Annotated in this window: 14 protein-coding genes; 5 read left to right on the top strand and 9 right to left on the bottom strand. The window is 68.7% G+C overall.

Going from position 1 to position 17,064, the window contains the following annotated elements; translation table 11 throughout:
• The first annotated feature begins 187 nt into the window (after nt 1–187).
• The 3 genes from AC3AP7_RS05505 to AC3AP7_RS05495 all read left to right on the top strand — a co-directional run bounded on the left by AC3AP7_RS05505 (nt 188) and on the right by AC3AP7_RS05495 (nt 2,169).
• Nucleotides 188–712 carry a gamma carbonic anhydrase family protein gene (locus AC3AP7_RS05505; RefSeq protein ID WP_475764664.1) on the top strand — a complete coding sequence of 175 codons (525 nt, stop codon included), beginning with the start codon at nt 188–190 and terminating at the stop codon, nt 710–712.
• Nucleotides 713–776: 64 nt separating this feature from the next.
• Nucleotides 777–1,727 (top strand): Hsp33 family molecular chaperone HslO, encoded by a 951-nt coding sequence (gene hslO / locus AC3AP7_RS05500; RefSeq protein WP_475764665.1) that lies wholly within the window; start codon nt 777–779, stop codon nt 1,725–1,727.
• 73 nt (nt 1,728–1,800) lie between these two features.
• A complete protein-coding gene (locus tag AC3AP7_RS05495; RefSeq protein ID WP_475764666.1) occupies nt 1,801–2,169 on the top strand; it encodes a hypothetical protein in 369 nt (122 codons plus the stop codon).
• Between the two features lie 97 nt (nt 2,170–2,266).
• Here the strand turns inward: AC3AP7_RS05495 and ftsB are convergent, their stop codons facing one another.
• The 9 genes from ftsB to AC3AP7_RS05450 form a co-directional block, all read right to left on the bottom strand.
• Nucleotides 2,267–2,731, bottom strand: coding sequence for a cell division protein FtsB (gene ftsB, locus AC3AP7_RS05490; RefSeq protein ID WP_475764667.1), 465 nt, complete (start codon nt 2,729–2,731; stop codon nt 2,267–2,269).
• Between the two features lie 164 nt (nt 2,732–2,895).
• Nucleotides 2,896–4,179, bottom strand: coding sequence for a phosphopyruvate hydratase (gene eno, locus AC3AP7_RS05485; protein WP_475764668.1), 1,284 nt, complete (start codon nt 4,177–4,179; stop codon nt 2,896–2,898).
• A gap of 165 nt (nt 4,180–4,344) precedes the next feature.
• Nucleotides 4,345–5,199 carry a 3-deoxy-8-phosphooctulonate synthase gene (kdsA, locus tag AC3AP7_RS05480; protein WP_475764669.1) on the bottom strand — a complete coding sequence of 285 codons (855 nt, stop codon included), beginning with the start codon at nt 5,197–5,199 and terminating at the stop codon, nt 4,345–4,347.
• Nucleotides 5,196–6,857, bottom strand: coding sequence for a CTP synthase (pyrG, locus tag AC3AP7_RS05475; protein WP_475764670.1), 1,662 nt, complete (start codon nt 6,855–6,857; stop codon nt 5,196–5,198). Before pyrG ends, kdsA begins: the two co-directional genes overlap by 4 nt.
• Nucleotides 6,858–7,203: 346 nt before the next feature.
• Nucleotides 7,204–8,007 carry an alpha/beta fold hydrolase gene (locus tag AC3AP7_RS05470; protein ID WP_475764671.1) on the bottom strand — a complete coding sequence of 268 codons (804 nt, stop codon included), beginning with the start codon at nt 8,005–8,007 and terminating at the stop codon, nt 7,204–7,206.
• Between the two features lie 64 nt (nt 8,008–8,071).
• Complete coding sequence (locus AC3AP7_RS05465; protein WP_475764672.1) at nt 8,072–10,837, bottom strand: DNA internalization-related competence protein ComEC/Rec2; 2,766 nt, start codon at nt 10,835–10,837, stop codon at nt 8,072–8,074.
• A 123-nt stretch (nt 10,838–10,960) separates the two neighbouring features.
• Nucleotides 10,961–11,749, bottom strand: coding sequence for a TatD family hydrolase (locus AC3AP7_RS05460; protein ID WP_475764673.1), 789 nt, complete (start codon nt 11,747–11,749; stop codon nt 10,961–10,963).
• A 20-nt stretch (nt 11,750–11,769) separates the two neighbouring features.
• Complete coding sequence (lolD, locus tag AC3AP7_RS05455) at nt 11,770–12,510, bottom strand: lipoprotein-releasing ABC transporter ATP-binding protein LolD (RefSeq protein ID WP_475768065.1); 741 nt, start codon at nt 12,508–12,510, stop codon at nt 11,770–11,772.
• Between the two features lie 4 nt (nt 12,511–12,514).
• Nucleotides 12,515–13,768 carry a lipoprotein-releasing ABC transporter permease subunit gene (locus tag AC3AP7_RS05450; RefSeq protein WP_475764674.1) on the bottom strand — a complete coding sequence of 418 codons (1,254 nt, stop codon included), beginning with the start codon at nt 13,766–13,768 and terminating at the stop codon, nt 12,515–12,517.
• A gap of 315 nt (nt 13,769–14,083) precedes the next feature.
• Here AC3AP7_RS05450 and AC3AP7_RS05445 point away from each other — a divergent pair, with 315 nt between their 5' ends.
• Together AC3AP7_RS05445 and recJ are read left to right on the top strand one after the other, a co-directional pair.
• Nucleotides 14,084–15,232: a regulator gene (locus tag AC3AP7_RS05445; RefSeq protein ID WP_475764675.1), complete on the top strand. Its 1,149-nt coding sequence runs from the start codon at nt 14,084–14,086 to the stop codon at nt 15,230–15,232.
• A 59-nt stretch (nt 15,233–15,291) separates the two neighbouring features.
• A complete protein-coding gene (recJ, locus tag AC3AP7_RS05440) occupies nt 15,292–16,998 on the top strand; it encodes a single-stranded-DNA-specific exonuclease RecJ (RefSeq protein WP_475764676.1) in 1,707 nt (568 codons plus the stop codon).
• The last annotated feature ends 66 nt before the right edge of the window (nt 16,999–17,064 follow it).

The raw sequence follows: 17,064 nt of genomic DNA, 5'->3' as shown, positions 1-17,064 counted from the left end.
GTGCAAACAGAAGCGCAACAGCAAGCACAAAAGCAGAAGCGAAAGCAGCGCCCATGCCGCCCCGGGAACGGGGACCCCCGGGGCCTCGCGCAACGGCGGCCGCGGACAACCGTTTACAATACGCTATTCGGCCTTGCGACGCGCCTGCCGGACCGTGCGAACGCGCCATTCCTTTCCCGGAGACACTGTGACGATCTATAAACTGGGCGAAGCCGCCCCGACCATCCACGAAAGCGTATTCGTCGCCGACAGCGCGGCGATCATCGGTAACGTCGCGCTCGGCGAAAACGCCAGCGTATGGTTCGGCGCAACGATTCGCGGCGACAACGAGCCGATCACGGTGGGCGCGGGCAGCAACATCCAGGAGGGCGCGGTGCTGCATGCGGACCCCGGCTACCCGTTGGCGATCGAGGACAACGTGACCGTCGGCCATCAGGCGATGCTGCACGGCTGCACGATCCGCGAAGGCTCGCTGATCGGCATTCAGGCGGTGGTCCTGAACGGCGCGGTGATCGGCCGCAACTGTCTGGTTGCGGCGGGCGCGGTGGTCACCGAGGGCAAGGTGTTCCCGGACAACTCGCTGATTCTCGGCGCACCGGCCAAAGCCGTGCGCGAGCTGAGCGAGGCCGAAATCGCCGGATTGCTCAGGAACGCCGCCGGTTACGCGGAACGGCGGGCGTATTTCAAGGCGCAGCTCGTGCGCATCGGCTGATACGGCCGTTGCGCACGCTGCGCATGCGCAGCACCAGGCTGCGCGATTCGATCGAGGAAATGTTGTGAACGACCAGTTGCAAAAATTCATGTTCAGCGCGGCGCCGGTGCGCGGCGAGATCGTCTCGTTGCGCAACACGTGGCAGGAAGTGCTGAATCGCCGCGCTTACCCCGCCCCGGTGCGCACGATCCTGGGCGAAATGATGGCGGCCTGCGCACTGCTGTCGGCCAACCTGAAGTTCGACGGCACGCTCGTGATGCAGATTTTCGGCGACGGCCCGGTCAGGATGCTGGTCGTGCAGTGCAACTCCGATCTGTCGATGCGCGCGACCGCGAAGTTCTCCGGCGAGTCGCACCACACGATCCGCGACGACGCGACGCTCGTCGAACTCGTCAACGCGAGCGGCCACGGCCGCTGCGTGATCACGCTCGACCCGCGCGACAAGCAGCCGGGCCAGCAGCCGTATCAGGGCATCGTGCCGCTGTCCGGATTCGACGGCCCCCTGCCGGCGCTCTCGGACGTGATCGAGCATTACATGCATCATTCGGAGCAGCTCGACACGCGCCTCTGGCTCGCCGCGGACGCCGAGCGCGCCGTCGGCATGCTGCTGCAAAAACTGCCCGGCGACGGCGGCATCGTCCCGCATCCGGGCGAACTCGACGCCGACACGTGGGCGCGTGTGTGCACGCTCGGCGGCACGCTCTCGCGCGACGAGCTGCTGCAGCAGGAGCCGGAGACGCTGTTCCGGCGCCTCTTCTGGCAGGAGAAGGTGCAGCATTTCGAGCCGGCCAAGGCGCGTTTCGAATGCTCGTGCTCGCGCGAAAAGGTCGGTGCGATGCTGAAGATGCTGGGCCGCGACGAAGTCGACGGCGTGCTCGCGGAGCGCGGCCATGTGGAGATCCACTGCGAATTCTGCAATCAGCGCTACGAGTTCGACCCGGTCGACGTCGCGCAACTTTTCGCGGTCCACGAACTCTCACAGGGCATCACGCCCGCTGACGGGCAGCGTCACTGAGCGTCGCAGCGAAACCCGCTGCGTGCTTGCTGGCCTATGGCCCGCACCGACAAAAACAGACGGAGATTCCGACATGTCCTCTCTTTCCCCGTGCAGCCGTGGCGTGCGCGCCGCGTTTGCGGTCGCGCTCGCGGCCGGCATCGCGGCGAGCGCCGGCTGCACGCTGGACCCGCGCGGTCCGGCGCCCATCTACAGCCGGCTGCCGGCCGCGCAATCGGGCCTGCCCGACGGCCAGCGACCGCTCACCGAGGCCGAACGCAAGCAATACGCGGCCATCGACAAACAGGTGATGACCGACCAGAACCAGGCATTCGCCGCGGACGCGGCCGCCCAGGCCTGGTCCCGCTACTACACGCCGCCGCCGGCGCCGTACTACGGTTATGGCTACGGCAGCTGGACGCCCGGCTGGACAGTCGGATACGGTTACTACCCGGGCTGGTAGGCGCGTCGCCGCGCCGCGGGCCGGGGTCGGCTCGCGGCCGTGCAACCCGCAAAGAAAAAGCGCGGCCATGCCGCGCTTTTTTGTGGCCCGTCACGCGTTATCGCGCGGCCGTTTTTTCCTTCGTGCGCCGCTCCGCGCGCTTCTGCTTCTCGGCTTTCTCGCGAGCGAGCCGGCGCAGCATGCTCTGGCTGGGCGGCGGATTCGGCACGACCCGCACCGGGGCCGCGGACATGTCGCCGGGTTTGGCCATCATGCTCGGGACGTCGGCGGGAGGCGACGGAATCGGCGCGTTCGGCGAAACGAACTGCACGAACACCTCGCCGTCCTTGATCATGCCCATTTCGTAGCGCGCACGCTCCTCGACGGCCGACGTGCCGTTCTGCAGATCCTGCACCTCGCCTGCGATGCGCTCGTTACGCAGCTTTTCGTCGGCGTTCTTCTGCATCTGCTGCGCGAGCCGTTCCTGCAACTGATGAACGCTCAGCCAGCCGCCGTGCCCCCACCAGAGCGGGTACTGGATCAACACCAGCAGCAGGATCAGGACACCAGTGACAAGCCGCATGAAATAAGCACACTCTCAGGAAAACACGAGGCCGGCCGCTCTTTCCGGACCCGGCGCGCCGCGCGCCCGGTCCGGCGGCTCAATACGCGCCGCCCTGCGCTATACGCAGGGCGGCGGACTGAATCAGACATGACGGCTGACCGGCTTGACGGCCATGACGATCGTCAACGCAGATTGTAGAACGTCGACTTGCCGGGGTAGCTGGCAATGTCGCCGAGATCCTCTTCGATACGCAGCAGCTGATTGTATTTGGAGATCCGGTCGCTGCGCGACAGCGAACCCGTCTTGATCTGCCCCGCGTTCAGACCCACGGCGATATCGGCAATCGTCGAATCTTCCGTTTCGCCCGAGCGGTGCGAGATCACGGCCGTGTAGCCGGCGCGCTTGGCCATCTCGATCGCGGCGAAGGTTTCCGTCAGCGTGCCGATCTGGTTGATCTTGATCAGGATCGAGTTCGCAATGCCCTTTTCGATCCCTTCCTTCAGGATGCGCGTGTTCGTGACGAACAGGTCGTCGCCCACCAGCTGGATCTTCTTGCCGAGGCGGTCGGTCAGCAGCTTCCAGCCGTCCCAGTCGCTCTCGTGCATGCCGTCTTCGATCGACACGATCGGGAACTTGTCGGCGAGCGTCGCGAGGTAATCGGTGAACTCGGCCGACGACAGTTGCAGGCCTTCGCCCGCGAGCTGGTACTTGCCGTCGTGGTAGAACTCGCTCGCCGCGCAGTCGAGCGCGAGCAGCACGTCTTCACCGGCGCGATAGCCGGCTTTTTCGATCGCCTGCAGGATCGTCGACAGGCATTCGTCGTTGCTGCCGAAATTCGGCGCGAAGCCGCCTTCGTCACCCACGGCGGTGCTCATCCCGCGGTCCGACAGGATCTTCTTCAGCGCATGGAACACTTCGGCGCCGCAGCGCAGCGCTTCGCGGAAAGTCGGCTGGCTGACCGGCACGATCATGAATTCCTGGATGTCCAGGCTGTTGTTCGCGTGCGCGCCGCCGTTGACGATGTTCATCATCGGCACCGGCAGCTGCATCGCGCCCGAGCCGCCGAAGTAGCGGTACAGCGGCAGGCCGGCTTCCTCGGCGGCCGCCTTCGCGACGGCCATCGACACCGCCAGCATCGCATTCGCGCCGAGGCGCGACTTGTTCTCGGTGCCGTCGAGTTCGAGCAGGGTCTTGTCGAGGAACGCCTGCTCCGACGCGTCAAGGCCCATGATCGCTTCGGAAATCTCGGTATTGATGTGCTCGACCGCCTTCAACACGCCCTTGCCGTTGTAGCGGCCGGCTTCGCCGTCGCGCAGTTCGATCGCTTCGCGCGAACCCGTCGATGCACCCGACGGCACCGCGGCGCGGCCCATCGTGCCCGATTCGAGCAGCACGTCGCATTCGACGGTGGGGTTGCCTCGCGAATCGAGAATCTCCCGACCGATGATATCTACGATAGCACTCATGGTTTCCTCAAGATATGACGTTGGATGCTTGCAGTGAAACGGTGTCCGGCTCACCAGGCGCCGCCTTCGCGCCGGACACTTTCGACAACCCCTGAAGCCCGGACGGCGCCGGGCGCAGCAAGCCGGTGCGGCGGTGCCCCGCCGGACGGCATGCCGCGCGCGGCATCAGTTGAAGTCGTTTTCGAGGAACGGCGTGCGCTTCACGGCCCGGTCGAGCGTCACGAGCATCTCGAGCAGGTCGGCCATGCGGCGCAGCGGCACGGCATTGGGACCGTCCGAGCGGGCTTGCGCCGGATCCGGATGGGTTTCCATGAAGAGCCCTGCCACGCCCGTTGCAACGGCGGCGCGTGCGAGGACCGGCACGAATTCGCGCTGGCCACCCGAACTGGTGCCCTGGCCACCCGGCAACTGCACCGAGTGGGTCGCATCGAACACGACAGGCGCGCCGGTCTCGCGCATGATCGCGAGCGACCGCATGTCCGATACGAGATTGTTATAGCCGAACGACACGCCGCGCTCGCACGCGAGGAAGCGGTCTTCCGAAAGCCCCGCCTCGCGCGCGGCCGCCCGCGCCTTGTCGATCACGTTCTTCATGTCGTGCGGCGCGAGGAACTGGCCTTTCTTGATGTTGACCGGCTTGCCCGAGCGCGCGCACGCATGAATGAAGTCGGTCTGGCGGCACAGAAACGCGGGCGTCTGCAGCACGTCGACCACCGCGGCGACCGGTGCGATCTCCTCCTCCGAATGCACGTCGGTCAGCACCGGCACGCCGGTCTGGCGGCGCACTTCGGACAGGATGCGCAGGCCCTCGTCCATGCCGAGCCCGCGAAACGACGTGCCGCTGCTGCGATTGGCCTTGTCGTAGGACGATTTGTAGATGAACGGAATCTCGAGCTTCGCGCAAATTTCCTTCAGCGCGCCGGCGGTGTCGATGGTCATCTGCTCCGATTCGACGACACAGGTGCCCGCGATCAGGAAAAACGGCTTGTCGAGCCCGACTTCGAAATCGCCCAGTTTCATGCTTTCTCCTCGACGGGCGACTGCTGATGCGCAAGCGCCGCTTCGACGAACGACTTGAACAGCGGGTGGCCGTCGCGCGGCGTGGACGTGAATTCCGGGTGGAACTGCACGCCGACGAACCACGGATGCATGTCGCGCGGCAGTTCCATCATTTCCGGCAGATCTTCGCTCGGCGTGCGCGCGCTGATGACGAGTCCCGCCGCTTCGAGCTGCGGCACGAAGCGGTTGTTCACCTCGTAACGGTGCCGGTGGCGCTCGTTCACGTCCTTGCCGTAGATCTGCTCGGCCATCGTGCCGGGCTTGATCGGGCAACGCTGCGAGCCAAGGCGCATCGTGCCGCCCAGGTCGGATTCCTCGGTGCGCTTTTCGACGCGGCCGTCGCGGTCGTACCACTCGGTGATCAGCGCGACCACGCGGTTTTCGGTGTCCGGATCGAACTCGGTGCTGTTCGCGTTCGCGAGGCCGACGACGTCGCGCGCGAACTCGATCACTGCGAGCTGCATGCCGAGGCAGATGCCCAGATACGGCACCTTCGCCTCGCGCGCGTAACGGATTGCGGCGATCTTGCCCTCGGTGCCGCGACGGCCGAAGCCGCCCGGCACCAGCACCGCATCGAGATGCCGCAGGCTTTCGACACCGTGCGCCTCGATCTCCTCGGAGTCGATGTATTCGATATTCACGCGCGTCGACGTGTGGATCGACGCATGGCGCAGCGCCTCGATCAGCGACTTGTACGATTCGGTCAGCTCGACGTACTTGCCGACCATGCCGATCGCGACCTCGTGCTTCGGGTGCTCGAGCCGGTGGACGAGATCCGACCACATCGACAGATCGGCCGGCTTCGCGCTGATCTTCAGCTCGTCGCAGATGATCGCGTCCATGCCCTGGTCGTGCAGCATCTGCGGAATCTTGTAGATGCTGTCCGCGTCCCACACGGAGATGACCGCGTCTTCGGGCACGTTCGAGAACAACGAAATCTTCGCGCGCTCGTCGTCCGGAATGCGGCGGTCTGCACGGCACAGCAGCACGTGCGGCGAAATGCCGATCTCGCGCAGCTTCTGCACGCTGTGCTGCGTCGGCTTGGTTTTCAGCTCGCCGGCGGTGGCAACCCACGGCACCAGCGTGAGATGCACGAAGCACGCGCTGTTGCGGCCGAGCCGCAGGCTCATCTGACGCGCGGCTTCGAGAAACGGCAGCGATTCGATGTCGCCGACGGTGCCGCCCACTTCGACGATCGCGACATCCGGCTCGCCGCAGGTCGCCGACGCGGCGCCACGCTCGATGAAGGCCTGGATCTCGTTCGTGATGTGCGGAATCACCTGCACGGTCTTGCCCAGGTAGTCGCCGCGGCGCTCCTTGCGGATCACCGATTCGTAGATCTGCCCGGTCGTGAAGTTGTTGGCCTTGCGCATCTTCGTGCTGATGAAGCGCTCGTAGTGGCCGAGGTCGAGATCGGTCTCCGCGCCGTCCTCCGTCACGAACACTTCGCCGTGCTGAAACGGACTCATCGTGCCGGGGTCGACGTTGATGTAGGGATCGAGCTTGAGGAGGGTGACTTTGAGACCGCGCGACTCGAGGATCGCGGCGAGAGAAGCGGCGGCAATACCCTTGCCGAGGGAAGACACTACGCCGCCGGTGACGAAAACATATTTGGTCATCGCAGGATGCTCGCGGGAAAAACGGATTATACCGTAAAGAGGGCCCTCAACCCAGCAAAATCCGCCCTGCCCGCACCGATCCCGCACCGTTTTCGGCCCCCTGCGCCGCGGCACGATCCGCGTTGCCGCACGCCCGTGCGAAGGGGTGCGCGCACGCGCCGCAAACGTCCCGAAGACGCGGGCGAAATCCGCCTGAGGCGCCCCTGTTCGACGGCCGGCGCAGGCATGCCCGACTGGAGCGCACGAAGATGCACACGAAGAAGCGCACGATGCGAGACGACATGCGCGAAGCGCGTCCTTGCCTCGCGCGCGTGCCGCGGTCTTCACTTCCTCTGCGTTATCTGAGTTATCCGCGCTGTTCGAGTTCGCGCAGCATGCGCTGCACGACGCGCGCGGTCTCCAGCGGCTTTTCCATCGGATACAGATGACTGCCCTCGATCCATTCGAGGTGACCGCCCGTGGCGTGGCGCGTGGCAACGAGCCCGGCCTGGCGGATCTCTTTCGAGCGGGTGCCGGCGATGAAACCGACCGGCACCGGCGCGCCGCGCGCGAGCCGGGCGCCGAGCGTATGCGGCAAGGTCCGGTAGATCTGGTATTCGATGCGGCGATCGAACGCCAGCGCCCGCGTGCCGTCGGCCGCGATCTGCGGAATGCCGAATTCGATATAGTCGGACAGCATCCGCTCGTCCCATTTCGCGAACGCCGGCTTCGTGTGGAAGTGGCGCCACGCTTCGTCGCGGCTCGCCCACTGCGTGCGGCGGTTACGCGTTGCCGCGGCGGGCGAGAGCCGCTCGTCGAGACCGGTCCATTGCGATACCCGCAGCATCGAGCTGCGCCAGCCGGCGATCACGGGTGAATCGAGCATCAGCACGCCACGCACCCATTGCGGCTTCTTCAATGCCGCCATCAGCGACAGATAGCCGCCGAGCGAATGGCCGACGAGCCAGACCGGCTGTTCGTAGCGGCGGCCGACGTCGTCGAGCAGCTGCTCGACCAGATGAGGCCAGTCCTGCGTGACCGGATAGCGCGCGTCGTGCGCGATGCGCTCGATGTAGCGCAGTTCGTAGTGATCGGCCAGCTCCGCGAAGATCGTGCGATACGTGGACGCGGGAAAGCCGTTTGCGTGCGAGAAGTGAATGATGTGCTTCAACGATGACGGTCTCCGTGGCTGGTTCCGCTACGGTTGCGCGGCGTTACGCTGCGTTAGGCTGCGTTCAGTCCATCCAGTAGCGGTGGTGCGTGCTGCGGTACCGTTCGAGCGTGAGCACGGCGGCATGCCCGGCCGTGCCGCGCGTGGCGACGATCTGCACGGCGCCATCCGCGTCGTTGCGCGCGAGCGCGATGTGGCGCGCGAGATAACGCGCGAACACACTCGGCGCCGGGTGATGAAAACGGTTGCGATAGCCTACCTGAAATACCGCAATCAGCGGCCCGATAGAGTCGAGGAACGGCTCGGTCGACGAGGTCTTGCTGCCGTGGTGAGGGACGACGAGTATCTGTGCGCTTAATGTGTCAAACGCGGCGGCACCGCCGGCAGCGCGCGCGACGAGCACGCGCTCCTGCGGCGCCTCGATGTCGGCCGCGAGCAGCGCCGCGGCAACGCCTGTGCCTGTGCCTGTGCCTGTGCCTGTGCCTGTGCCTGTGCCTGTGCCTGTGCCTGTGCCTGTGCCTGTGCCTGTGCCTGTGCCTGTGCCTGTGCCTGTGCCTGTGCCTGTGCCTGTGCCTGTGCCTGTGCCTGTGCCTGTGCCTGTGCCTGTGCCTGTGCCTGTGCCTGTGCCTGTGCCTGTGCCTGTGCCTGTGCCTGTGCCTGTGCCTGTGCCTGTGCCTGTGCCCGGCGGCACATCAGGCGCCGGCAGTGTCCGCACGCGCAGCACGCAGCAGTGCGCATTCGTCGGTCCGTGCAACGGCCCGGGGTCGGGCCACAGCATCGTGAACTCGACGTCATCCCACTGCCAGCGTTGCCCCGCCGCGCAGCGCACGATGCCGGCGCCGGCTGCGCGGGCGTGCGCCCACAAGCGGTTCGACGGCAGCAGCCCGGCCACGAATTGCCGTACGCGCACGCCGTCGAGCACCGCCGGCGCCCCGCCCGCGTGGTCGGAATCGTCATGGCTGATGACGAGCGAGTCGAGCGTGGTAATCCCGTGCGCCTGCAGATAGGGCACCACGATGCGCTCGCCTGCGTGCGTCGATTCGGGCCCCGGACCGGCGTCGAACAGCAGTGTGTGATGCGCGGTTTCGACGAGGACAGACGAGCCCTGGCCGATGTCGAGCGCGGTGAGCCGGAAAGCGCCGGGCGGCAGAGCGGACGGCGCCGGCCACAGCAGCGACAACCACGCGAGCGGCGCCGCCCAGCGCAGCGGCCAGCCGCGCGGCGCGAGACACCACGCGACGCCGGCCGCGGCGGCGCCCAGGGCCCAGCCTTCCGGCCGCGGCAGGCGCCACAGCGCCCACGCCGGCGCCGACAACGGCTGCAGGCCCGCCACGAGCACGTTCAGCAGACCATGCGCGGCGTGAAACGCATACGCGTCGAGCGGCGCAGGCAGCACGACGCCCGCAAGCACCGTCGGCGTCACCAGCATGCTGACCCACGGTATCGCAAACAGGTTGGCGAGCGGCCCCAACAGAGGAATCTGTCCGAACGCATAGACCGTCAGCGGGGCGAGCGCGATCGTCACAGCCCACTGCAGACGAATACCCTCGCGCAGGGCGGCAAGCCACCGCGCGACGCGCGTGCGTAACGCCATACGCCATGCCGCGCGCCATGCCGCGCGCCGGCTCTGCGACGCGGCCTCCTCGTCCGACGCGGGGTCGCGGTGCGCCGGCACGCGCGGGCGCGCCGACGTCACGAACAGGATCGCCGCCACCGCGCCGAACGACAGCCAGAAACCCGCGCCGAGCACCGCCCAGGGATCGAGCAGCAGCACGAGCCCGAGCGCCCACGCGAGCACCAGCGAACGCGCCACCTTCCGGCCACCGAGGAACGCGAGGGCCACCACGCCCGCCATCCCGAGCGCGCGCTGCGCCGGCACGTTGAATCCCGCCAGCGCCGCATAAAGCGCCGCGCACAGCACGCCCGCGCCGGCCGCCACCGCCTGCGCCGGCAACAGCAGCGGCCAGCCGCGCCCGACGAAGGCCGAGCGACGCCACAGCGCCCCCGCGAGCCAGCCGCCCAACCCTGCCACGAGGCCGATATGCAGCCCGGAAATCGCCACCAGATGACTTGTGCCGGTCGCGCGCATCAACGCCCGGTCGGCCGCGCTGATATCGTCCTGCGCACCAACCGCGAGCGCCACAACGACCCCCTGATGCGGCTCGTCGGCAAGCACCGTTTCGATCCGCGCGCGCAACGCGGCACGCCAGCGGTCGATCGCGATCGCGACGCCGTGCGCATCGCCGGCCAGCCGACGAGCCCGCGCCGGCTCGCTCACGTATCCGGTCGCGCGGATATTGCGTGCGAACAGCGCGGCCTCGGTGTCGCGAACGCCGTCGTTCGCGTTGCCGTGCGGGCGCTTCAGGCGCACCGTCAGCTGCCAGCGCGAACCCGGCGCGAGTGGCGGCAGCGCCTCGCCGGCTCGCGCGAACCACGCGAGTTCGATCGTGCGCGGAAATGACGCGAACGGCGCGCCTGCGGGATCGACGTCGAACAGAAAGCGCACGCTTTTGTCGTCGCGCGCGGGCAACCCGTGAATCGCGCCGCGCAGCGCGATGTCACGCCCTTCCCACTGGACCGGCAGGCTGATTGCGAGGCGCAGATGCGCACGCCATGCCGCATAGCCGAAGCCCGCGCAGCCGGCCGCGACACACAGCGCGCACACGCCGCCGCGCGCCCGCCAGCCTCGCCCGCGCATGCCCCAGCACGCGGCGGCGAGCGCGGCGGCACCCGCGAGCAGCAGCGCGAACGCGCCGCGCGGCGTGGGCAGCGCAGCCTGCTGCTGCAGAACGATCACGCCCGCCGCAAATCCGCACCAGACCGCCCGCATCCGCCCTCCTTTCGCCCAAACGCACAGGGGCGTCGGGCCGCAAGGCACGGTCAGACCACGGCGCGGACAGGCGCCGCGATGCCGCGCGAGGCGTGCTTCGCCCGACGCGAATCACCGGTCTGATTATGCAGACGAAAGCGCGAGGCGCGGCAGCGCCGCGTGCGCGTTAGCCGTTGTGCCAAGGGCAAGCTCGCGCGGATCGAGCACCCGCAGGTGTGCGAGTTGCGCGCCGATTGCCGGCACCTGGTCCGGCGTGTTGCGCTGCCGGTAGCGCCATGCGGGCGGGATGTCGGGCGCGTCGGTCTCCAGCACCAGCGCGTCGAGCGGCAGTTGCGCCGCGAGCCGGCGAATCTGCAAGGCCCGCTCGAACGTCAGATTGCCGCCGAACCCCAGATGCAGTCCCTGGTCGATGAATGCGCGCGCCTGCTGGAAGCTGCCGTTGAACGCGTGCGCAATGCCGCGATGCACGCGCTGGCTGCGCAGCCCCTTCAGCACCTGATCCTGCGATTTGCGCACATGGCAGATCACCGGCAGCTCGAACTCGCGCGCGAGCGCGAGCTGTGCGTGATAGAAGTGCTGCTGGCGCGCGTCGTCGAGGCCGGGCACGAAGAAGTCGAGGCCGATCTCGCCGACGCCGACAAAGCGCGGATCGTCGAGGCTCGCCGCGATCTCGCGCCGCAGCGCGTCGAGGTCCGCGTCCTGCGCGGCCGGCGTGAAGAGCGGATGAATGCCGAGCGCGTACGCGCCGCCCTCGATGCGGTGCGCGCACGCGCGCACGGTCGCGAAGTTCGCGCGCGCGACAGCCGGTATCACGATCCGCGCGACGCCGGCCGCCCGCGCGGCATCGGCCACCGCCGCGCGGTCCGCGTCGAACTCGGCGGCATCGAGATGACAGTGCGTATCGATCCACATGCGCGCCTCGCGCGGACGCGTTACACCGGCACCGACGGCTCTTCGTACAGCACGCCGTCGCGCAGGCGCATCGTGCGGTCGCAGCGCGCCGCCAGATCCGGGTCGTGCGTGACGATCACGAAGCTGGTTTCGAACGAGCGCGACAGCTCGAGCATCAGGTTGAACACGGTGTCGGCGGTGCCGCCGTCGAGATTGCCGGTCGGCTCGTCGGCCAGCACGCAGGCTGGGTTCGTGACGAGCGCGCGCGCGATCGCGACGCGCTGCCGCTCGCCGCCCGACAGCTCGCCCGGCCGGTGCTTCGCGCGATGCGCGAGGCCGACCCGCTCGAGTGTCTGCAGCGCCGCGTGGCGCGCTTCCTCGACCGGCAGACGGCGAATCCGCAGCGGCATCGCGACGTTGTCGAGCGCGGTGAATTCCGCGAGCAGATGATGGAACTGGTAGACGAAGCCGAGCGCGCGATTGCGCAGATCGTTGCGCTCGCGCTCCGAGAGCTTCGTGAAGGGCTTGCCGAGCAGCGACACCTCGCCGGCGCTCGGATCGTCGAGGCCGCCGAGCACGTGCAGCAGCGTGCTCTTGCCCGAGCCGGATGCGCCGACGATCGCGAGCTTCTCGCCGCGGCGCACCGTGAGACGCGCGTCGTTGAGCACCTGCACGTTCAGGCCGCCCTGCACGAACGACTTCGAAATGCCGCTCGCCTCCAGCACGAACGGATGCGGCGCGGCGCCGGATGCCGCGGCCTGCGCGGACGAGGGAGCGTTCATCAGATCACTCATAGCGCAGCGCCTCCGCGGGGCGAACCTTCGCGCCGCGCCAGCTCGGATAGAGCGTGGCGAGCGCCGACAACAGGAATGCGATCGAGCCGATCCGGATCACGTCGCCCGCGACGAGTTCGGACGGCAGTTCGCTGATGAAGTACACCGACGGCGGCAGGAACTGAACGCCGAACAGATGTTCGATCATCGGCACGAGCCACGGAATGCTCCACGCGATCAGGCAGCCGAGCGCGACGCCGATTGCCGTGCCGATGAAGCCGATCGTCACCCCCTGCACGACGAAGATCTTCATGATCGAGCCCGGCTGCGCGCCGAGCGTGCGCAGGATCGCGATATCGGCCTGCTTGTTCGTGACCGTCATCACGAGCGACGACACGAGATTGAACGCCGCCACCGCGATGATCAGCGTGAGGATGATGAACATCATGCGCTTTTCGATCTGCACCGCGGAGAACCACGTCTTGTTCTGCTGCGTCCAGTCGCGGATGTAGAGGTCGCCCGTCAGGGTGTGCGACAGTTCGCGCGCGACCTGCGGCGCGCGCTGCATGTCGCGCAGGCGCAGCCGCACGCCGGTCGGCGCGGGCAGCCGGAACAGCACCTCCGCATCGTGGATGTTGATGAGCGCGAGCGTGCTGTCGTATTCGTAGTGGCCCGATTCGAACAGCCCGACCACCGTGAACTGCTTGAGCCGCGGCAGCATCCCGGCCGGCGTGATCGTGCCTTCGGGCGCGACCAGCGTGAGCTTGTCGCCGACCGACACGCCGAGGTTGTCGGCGAGATCCACGCCGAGCACGATGCCGAAGTCGCCGGGCTTCAGGTCGGACAGCTGACCGCCCTTCATTTCGCGCGAGATGTCCGACACGTCGGGTTCGAGCGCCGGATCGACGCCGCGCAGCGCAACGCCGCTCACCGCGTCCTGGCGCGTGAGCAGCGCCTGCGCATCGACATACGGCGCCGCGCCGATCACTTCGCGGTTCTGCTTCGCCTCCTTCGCGGTGAGCTTCCAGTCCGGCATCGAGCCGGTCGGCGAGAAGATCTCGATGTGGGCGAGCACCGACAGCATCCGGTCGCGCACCTCTTTCTGGAAGCCGTTCATCACCGACAGCACGACGATCAGCGCGGCCACGCCGAGCGCGATGCCCGACATCGACACCAGCGCGATGAACGAAATGAAGCCGTTGCCGGTCGTGCGCTTGCCGGCGCGCGTGTAGCGCCAGCCGATCTGCCATTCGTAGGGAAGTTTCAAGCGAGTCCTTTTCTGCGTTTCGTGATCCCGTGCCATACGCGCGGCTGTCGAGTGGCTTACGCCCCCGGGATCGACAGTCGCGGCGCCGCGCGCAACGCGCGGCAGCCGTGACCCTTGGTGTCCGATCGGCGGCGATGGTTCCGGAGCGCCCACGCGCGGCACGCGCCGCCGCGTGGGCCGCCGCCTCGCGTAGGCCGCCGCACGCGCCGCCGCGTAGCCACCACCGTGCCCGCTGCCTGGACGCCGCCGAGCGTGCGCCGCCGAGCGTGCGCCGCCGAGCGTGCGCCGCCGATCAAGCGCGAAGTTTGCCATACAATGCGCACCATCATGCACGCTGACCGTCTGCCCCCTCCTGCCCGTCCCGACCGCGTCCACCTGCTGCTGCCTTTCGCGCTGCCCGCGGCGCCCGGCGCGTCCGGCACCCCCGGCACCCCCGGCATGCCCGGATTCCCCGGCCTTGCCGGGACCCCGGCGTTCGCGCGGCTCGTCGCCCGCGCCCGATTGACGCAGGCGGCGCACGGCGAGGACTTCCAGCGCACGCTGCCGCACGAGCGCTGGCTTGCGCAGTGCTTCGGCGCGGCGCCGCAGGACGACGCCGACGCCGCGCCGCTCGCGCCGTACATGCTGCGCGCCGACGGCGGCGAGCCCGGCGATGCCGTGTGGGCCTGCGTGCAGCCGGTGCACGTGCGCATCGCGCACGACCATCTGGTGCTGATCGACCCGGCGTCGCTCGACCTGGACGAAGCGGATGCCGCCGCGCTGCTCGACGTCGCGCGGCCGCTCGTCGAAGGGCTGGGCGTGCGCGTGCTCGCGCCGAACCCGTTGCGCTGGTATCTGTCGAGCGCGACGCTCGCCTCGCTCGCCGGCGCGTCGCCGCTGCGCGCGAGCGGCCGCAACATCGAGATCTGGCTGCCGCACGAGGCCGGCAGCGGCGCGCGCGCGCTCGCCTGGATGAAGCTGCAGAACGAGGTGCAGATGGCCTGGTTCGAGCATCCGGTCAACCTCGCGCGCGAGGCGCGCGGCCTGCCCGCGGTCAACTCGATCTGGTTTCACGCACAGGGCGCCGCGCGGCCCGTCAAAAGCCCGTTCGCGCGCGTGCTGTCGGACGCGGTCGCGACGCGCGGCCTCGCGCGCGCGGCCGGGGTCGCAAACGACGCGGCAGCGCCGTCGTTCGCCGCACTGGCGGCGCGCGCGGATGCGCCGGCGGCCGGCGCGACCCTGGTCGAGCTCGATTCATGCACGGCGCCGTTCATCATGGAGGACGGCGCCGGCTGGCAGCAGGCGTTCGCCGCGCTGGAGGCGAACTGGTTCGCCCCCGCGCTCGACGCGCTGCAGCACGGCCGGCTCGGCGAGCTCGGCCTCACGCTGTGCGGCGATACCGGTTCGGTCACGCTCGCGCTCACGCGCGCCGACCTGCGCAAGTTCTGGCGCCGTCGCACGCCGGCCGCGCTCGCAACCGCCTGATGCACACCTGATGCACCGTTGATGTCTCCCCTGCCCCTTCCGCCCGACACTCTTCACGCATGACCCGAATCGTTACGCGCTCCTGCCCTCCCGCCGACGCCGAAGCGTTGACCCGCCACGGCCTGCATCCGGTGCTGGCGCGCCTTTACGCGGCCCGCGGTGTGTGCCACCCGGACGACCTCGAAACGGGCCTCGCGCGCCTCGTGCCGCCGGCGCTGCTCAAGGGCTGCGACGCGGCCGCCGCGCTGCTCGCCGACGCGCTCGGCGCGCGCCGCCGGATGCTGGTGGTCGCCGACTACGACTGCGACGGCGCGACCGCCTGCGCGGTCGCGGTGCGCGGCCTGCGCCAGTTCGGCGCGCAGATCGACTACCTCGTGCCGAACCGCTTCGAGTACGGCTACGGCCTCACGCCGGAGATCGTCGCGCTCGCGGCGCAGCGGGCGGGCGGGCCGCCCGATCTGCTGATCACGGTGGACAACGGCATTGCGAGCGTCGACGGCGTCGCCGCCGCCAATGCGCTCGGCATCGACGTGCTCGTCACCGATCACCATCTGCCGGGCGACGCGCTGCCCGCCGCCCGCGCGATCGTCAATCCGAACCAGCCGGGCTGCGCGTTTCCGAGCAAGCATATCGCCGGGGTCGGCGTGATGTTCTACGTCCTGCTCGCGCTGCGCGCCGAACTGCGCCGGCGCGGCGCGTTCGAGGCCGGCGCGCCCGAGCCGCGCCTCGACGGGCTGCTCGACCTCGTCGCGCTCGGCACGGTGGCCGACGTCGTGCGGCTCGACGGCAACAACCGGATTCTGGTCGCGCAGGGTCTGCAGCGCATCCGCAAGGGCAAGATGCAGCCGGGCATCGCCGCGCTGTTTCGCGCCGCCGCGCGCGACGCGCGCCGCGCCTCCGGCTTCGACCTCGGCTTCGCGCTCGGGCCGCGGCTGAATGCGGCCGGGCGGCTGTCGGACATGTCGCTCGGCATCGAATGCCTGATCACCGACGACGTGGGTCGCGCATGGACGCTCGCCCAGCAGCTCGACGCGATCAACCGGGAGCGTCGCGAAATCGAGGCCGGCATGCAGGAGCAGGCGCTCGCCGACCTGTCGGCGCTCGACCCGGCCGGCCGCGCGACGCTCACGCTGTTCAACCCGGACTGGCATCAGGGCGTGATCGGCATCGTCGCCGGCCGGCTGAAGGAAAAATTCCACCGGCCCGCGATCACGTTCGCACCGGCCGACGACAGCGGCGTCCTCGTGAAAGGCTCGGGCCGCTCGATCGCGGGCTTTCACCTGCGCGACGCGCTCGACCTGATCTCGAAGCGCGAGCCGGGCCTGCTCGTCAAGTTCGGCGGCCACGCGATGGCCGCCGGCCTCACGCTCGCCGCATGCGACCTCGCGCGCTTCACCGCGGCGTTCGAGACGGTCGGCGAGGCGTGGCTGACGCAAGAAGCGCTCGCGCGCGTCGTCGAAACCGACGGCGATCTGGAGGACGCCTACTTCACGCCGCAGTTCGTCGAGATGCTCGACGCGCAGGTGTGGGGCCAGGGGTTCCCCGCGCCGCTCTTCGCGGGCGAGTTCGACATCGCGTCGCAGGCGCTCGTGAAGGACCGGCATCTGAAGCTGCAACTGCTGCGCGGCCGCCAGCGCTTCAACGCGATCTGGTTCAACCACACCGACACGCTGCCCGCGCGCACGACGCTCGCGTACCGGCTCGCGAGCGACACGTGGAACGGCGTGGCGCGCGTGCAGCTGATCGTCGAGCACGCGCTCGGCTAGGCGCGCGGCGGCCCCCCGCGCCCGGCGGCGCGCGCCGATCGGCTATAATTTCAGCTTTTTACGAAG

The sequence above is a fragment of the Paraburkholderia sp. PAMB 6770 genome (assembly GCF_057748135.1).
The sequence above is the reverse complement of the archived record's forward strand: the minus strand, read 5'-3'. Positions and strand labels throughout refer to the sequence as shown.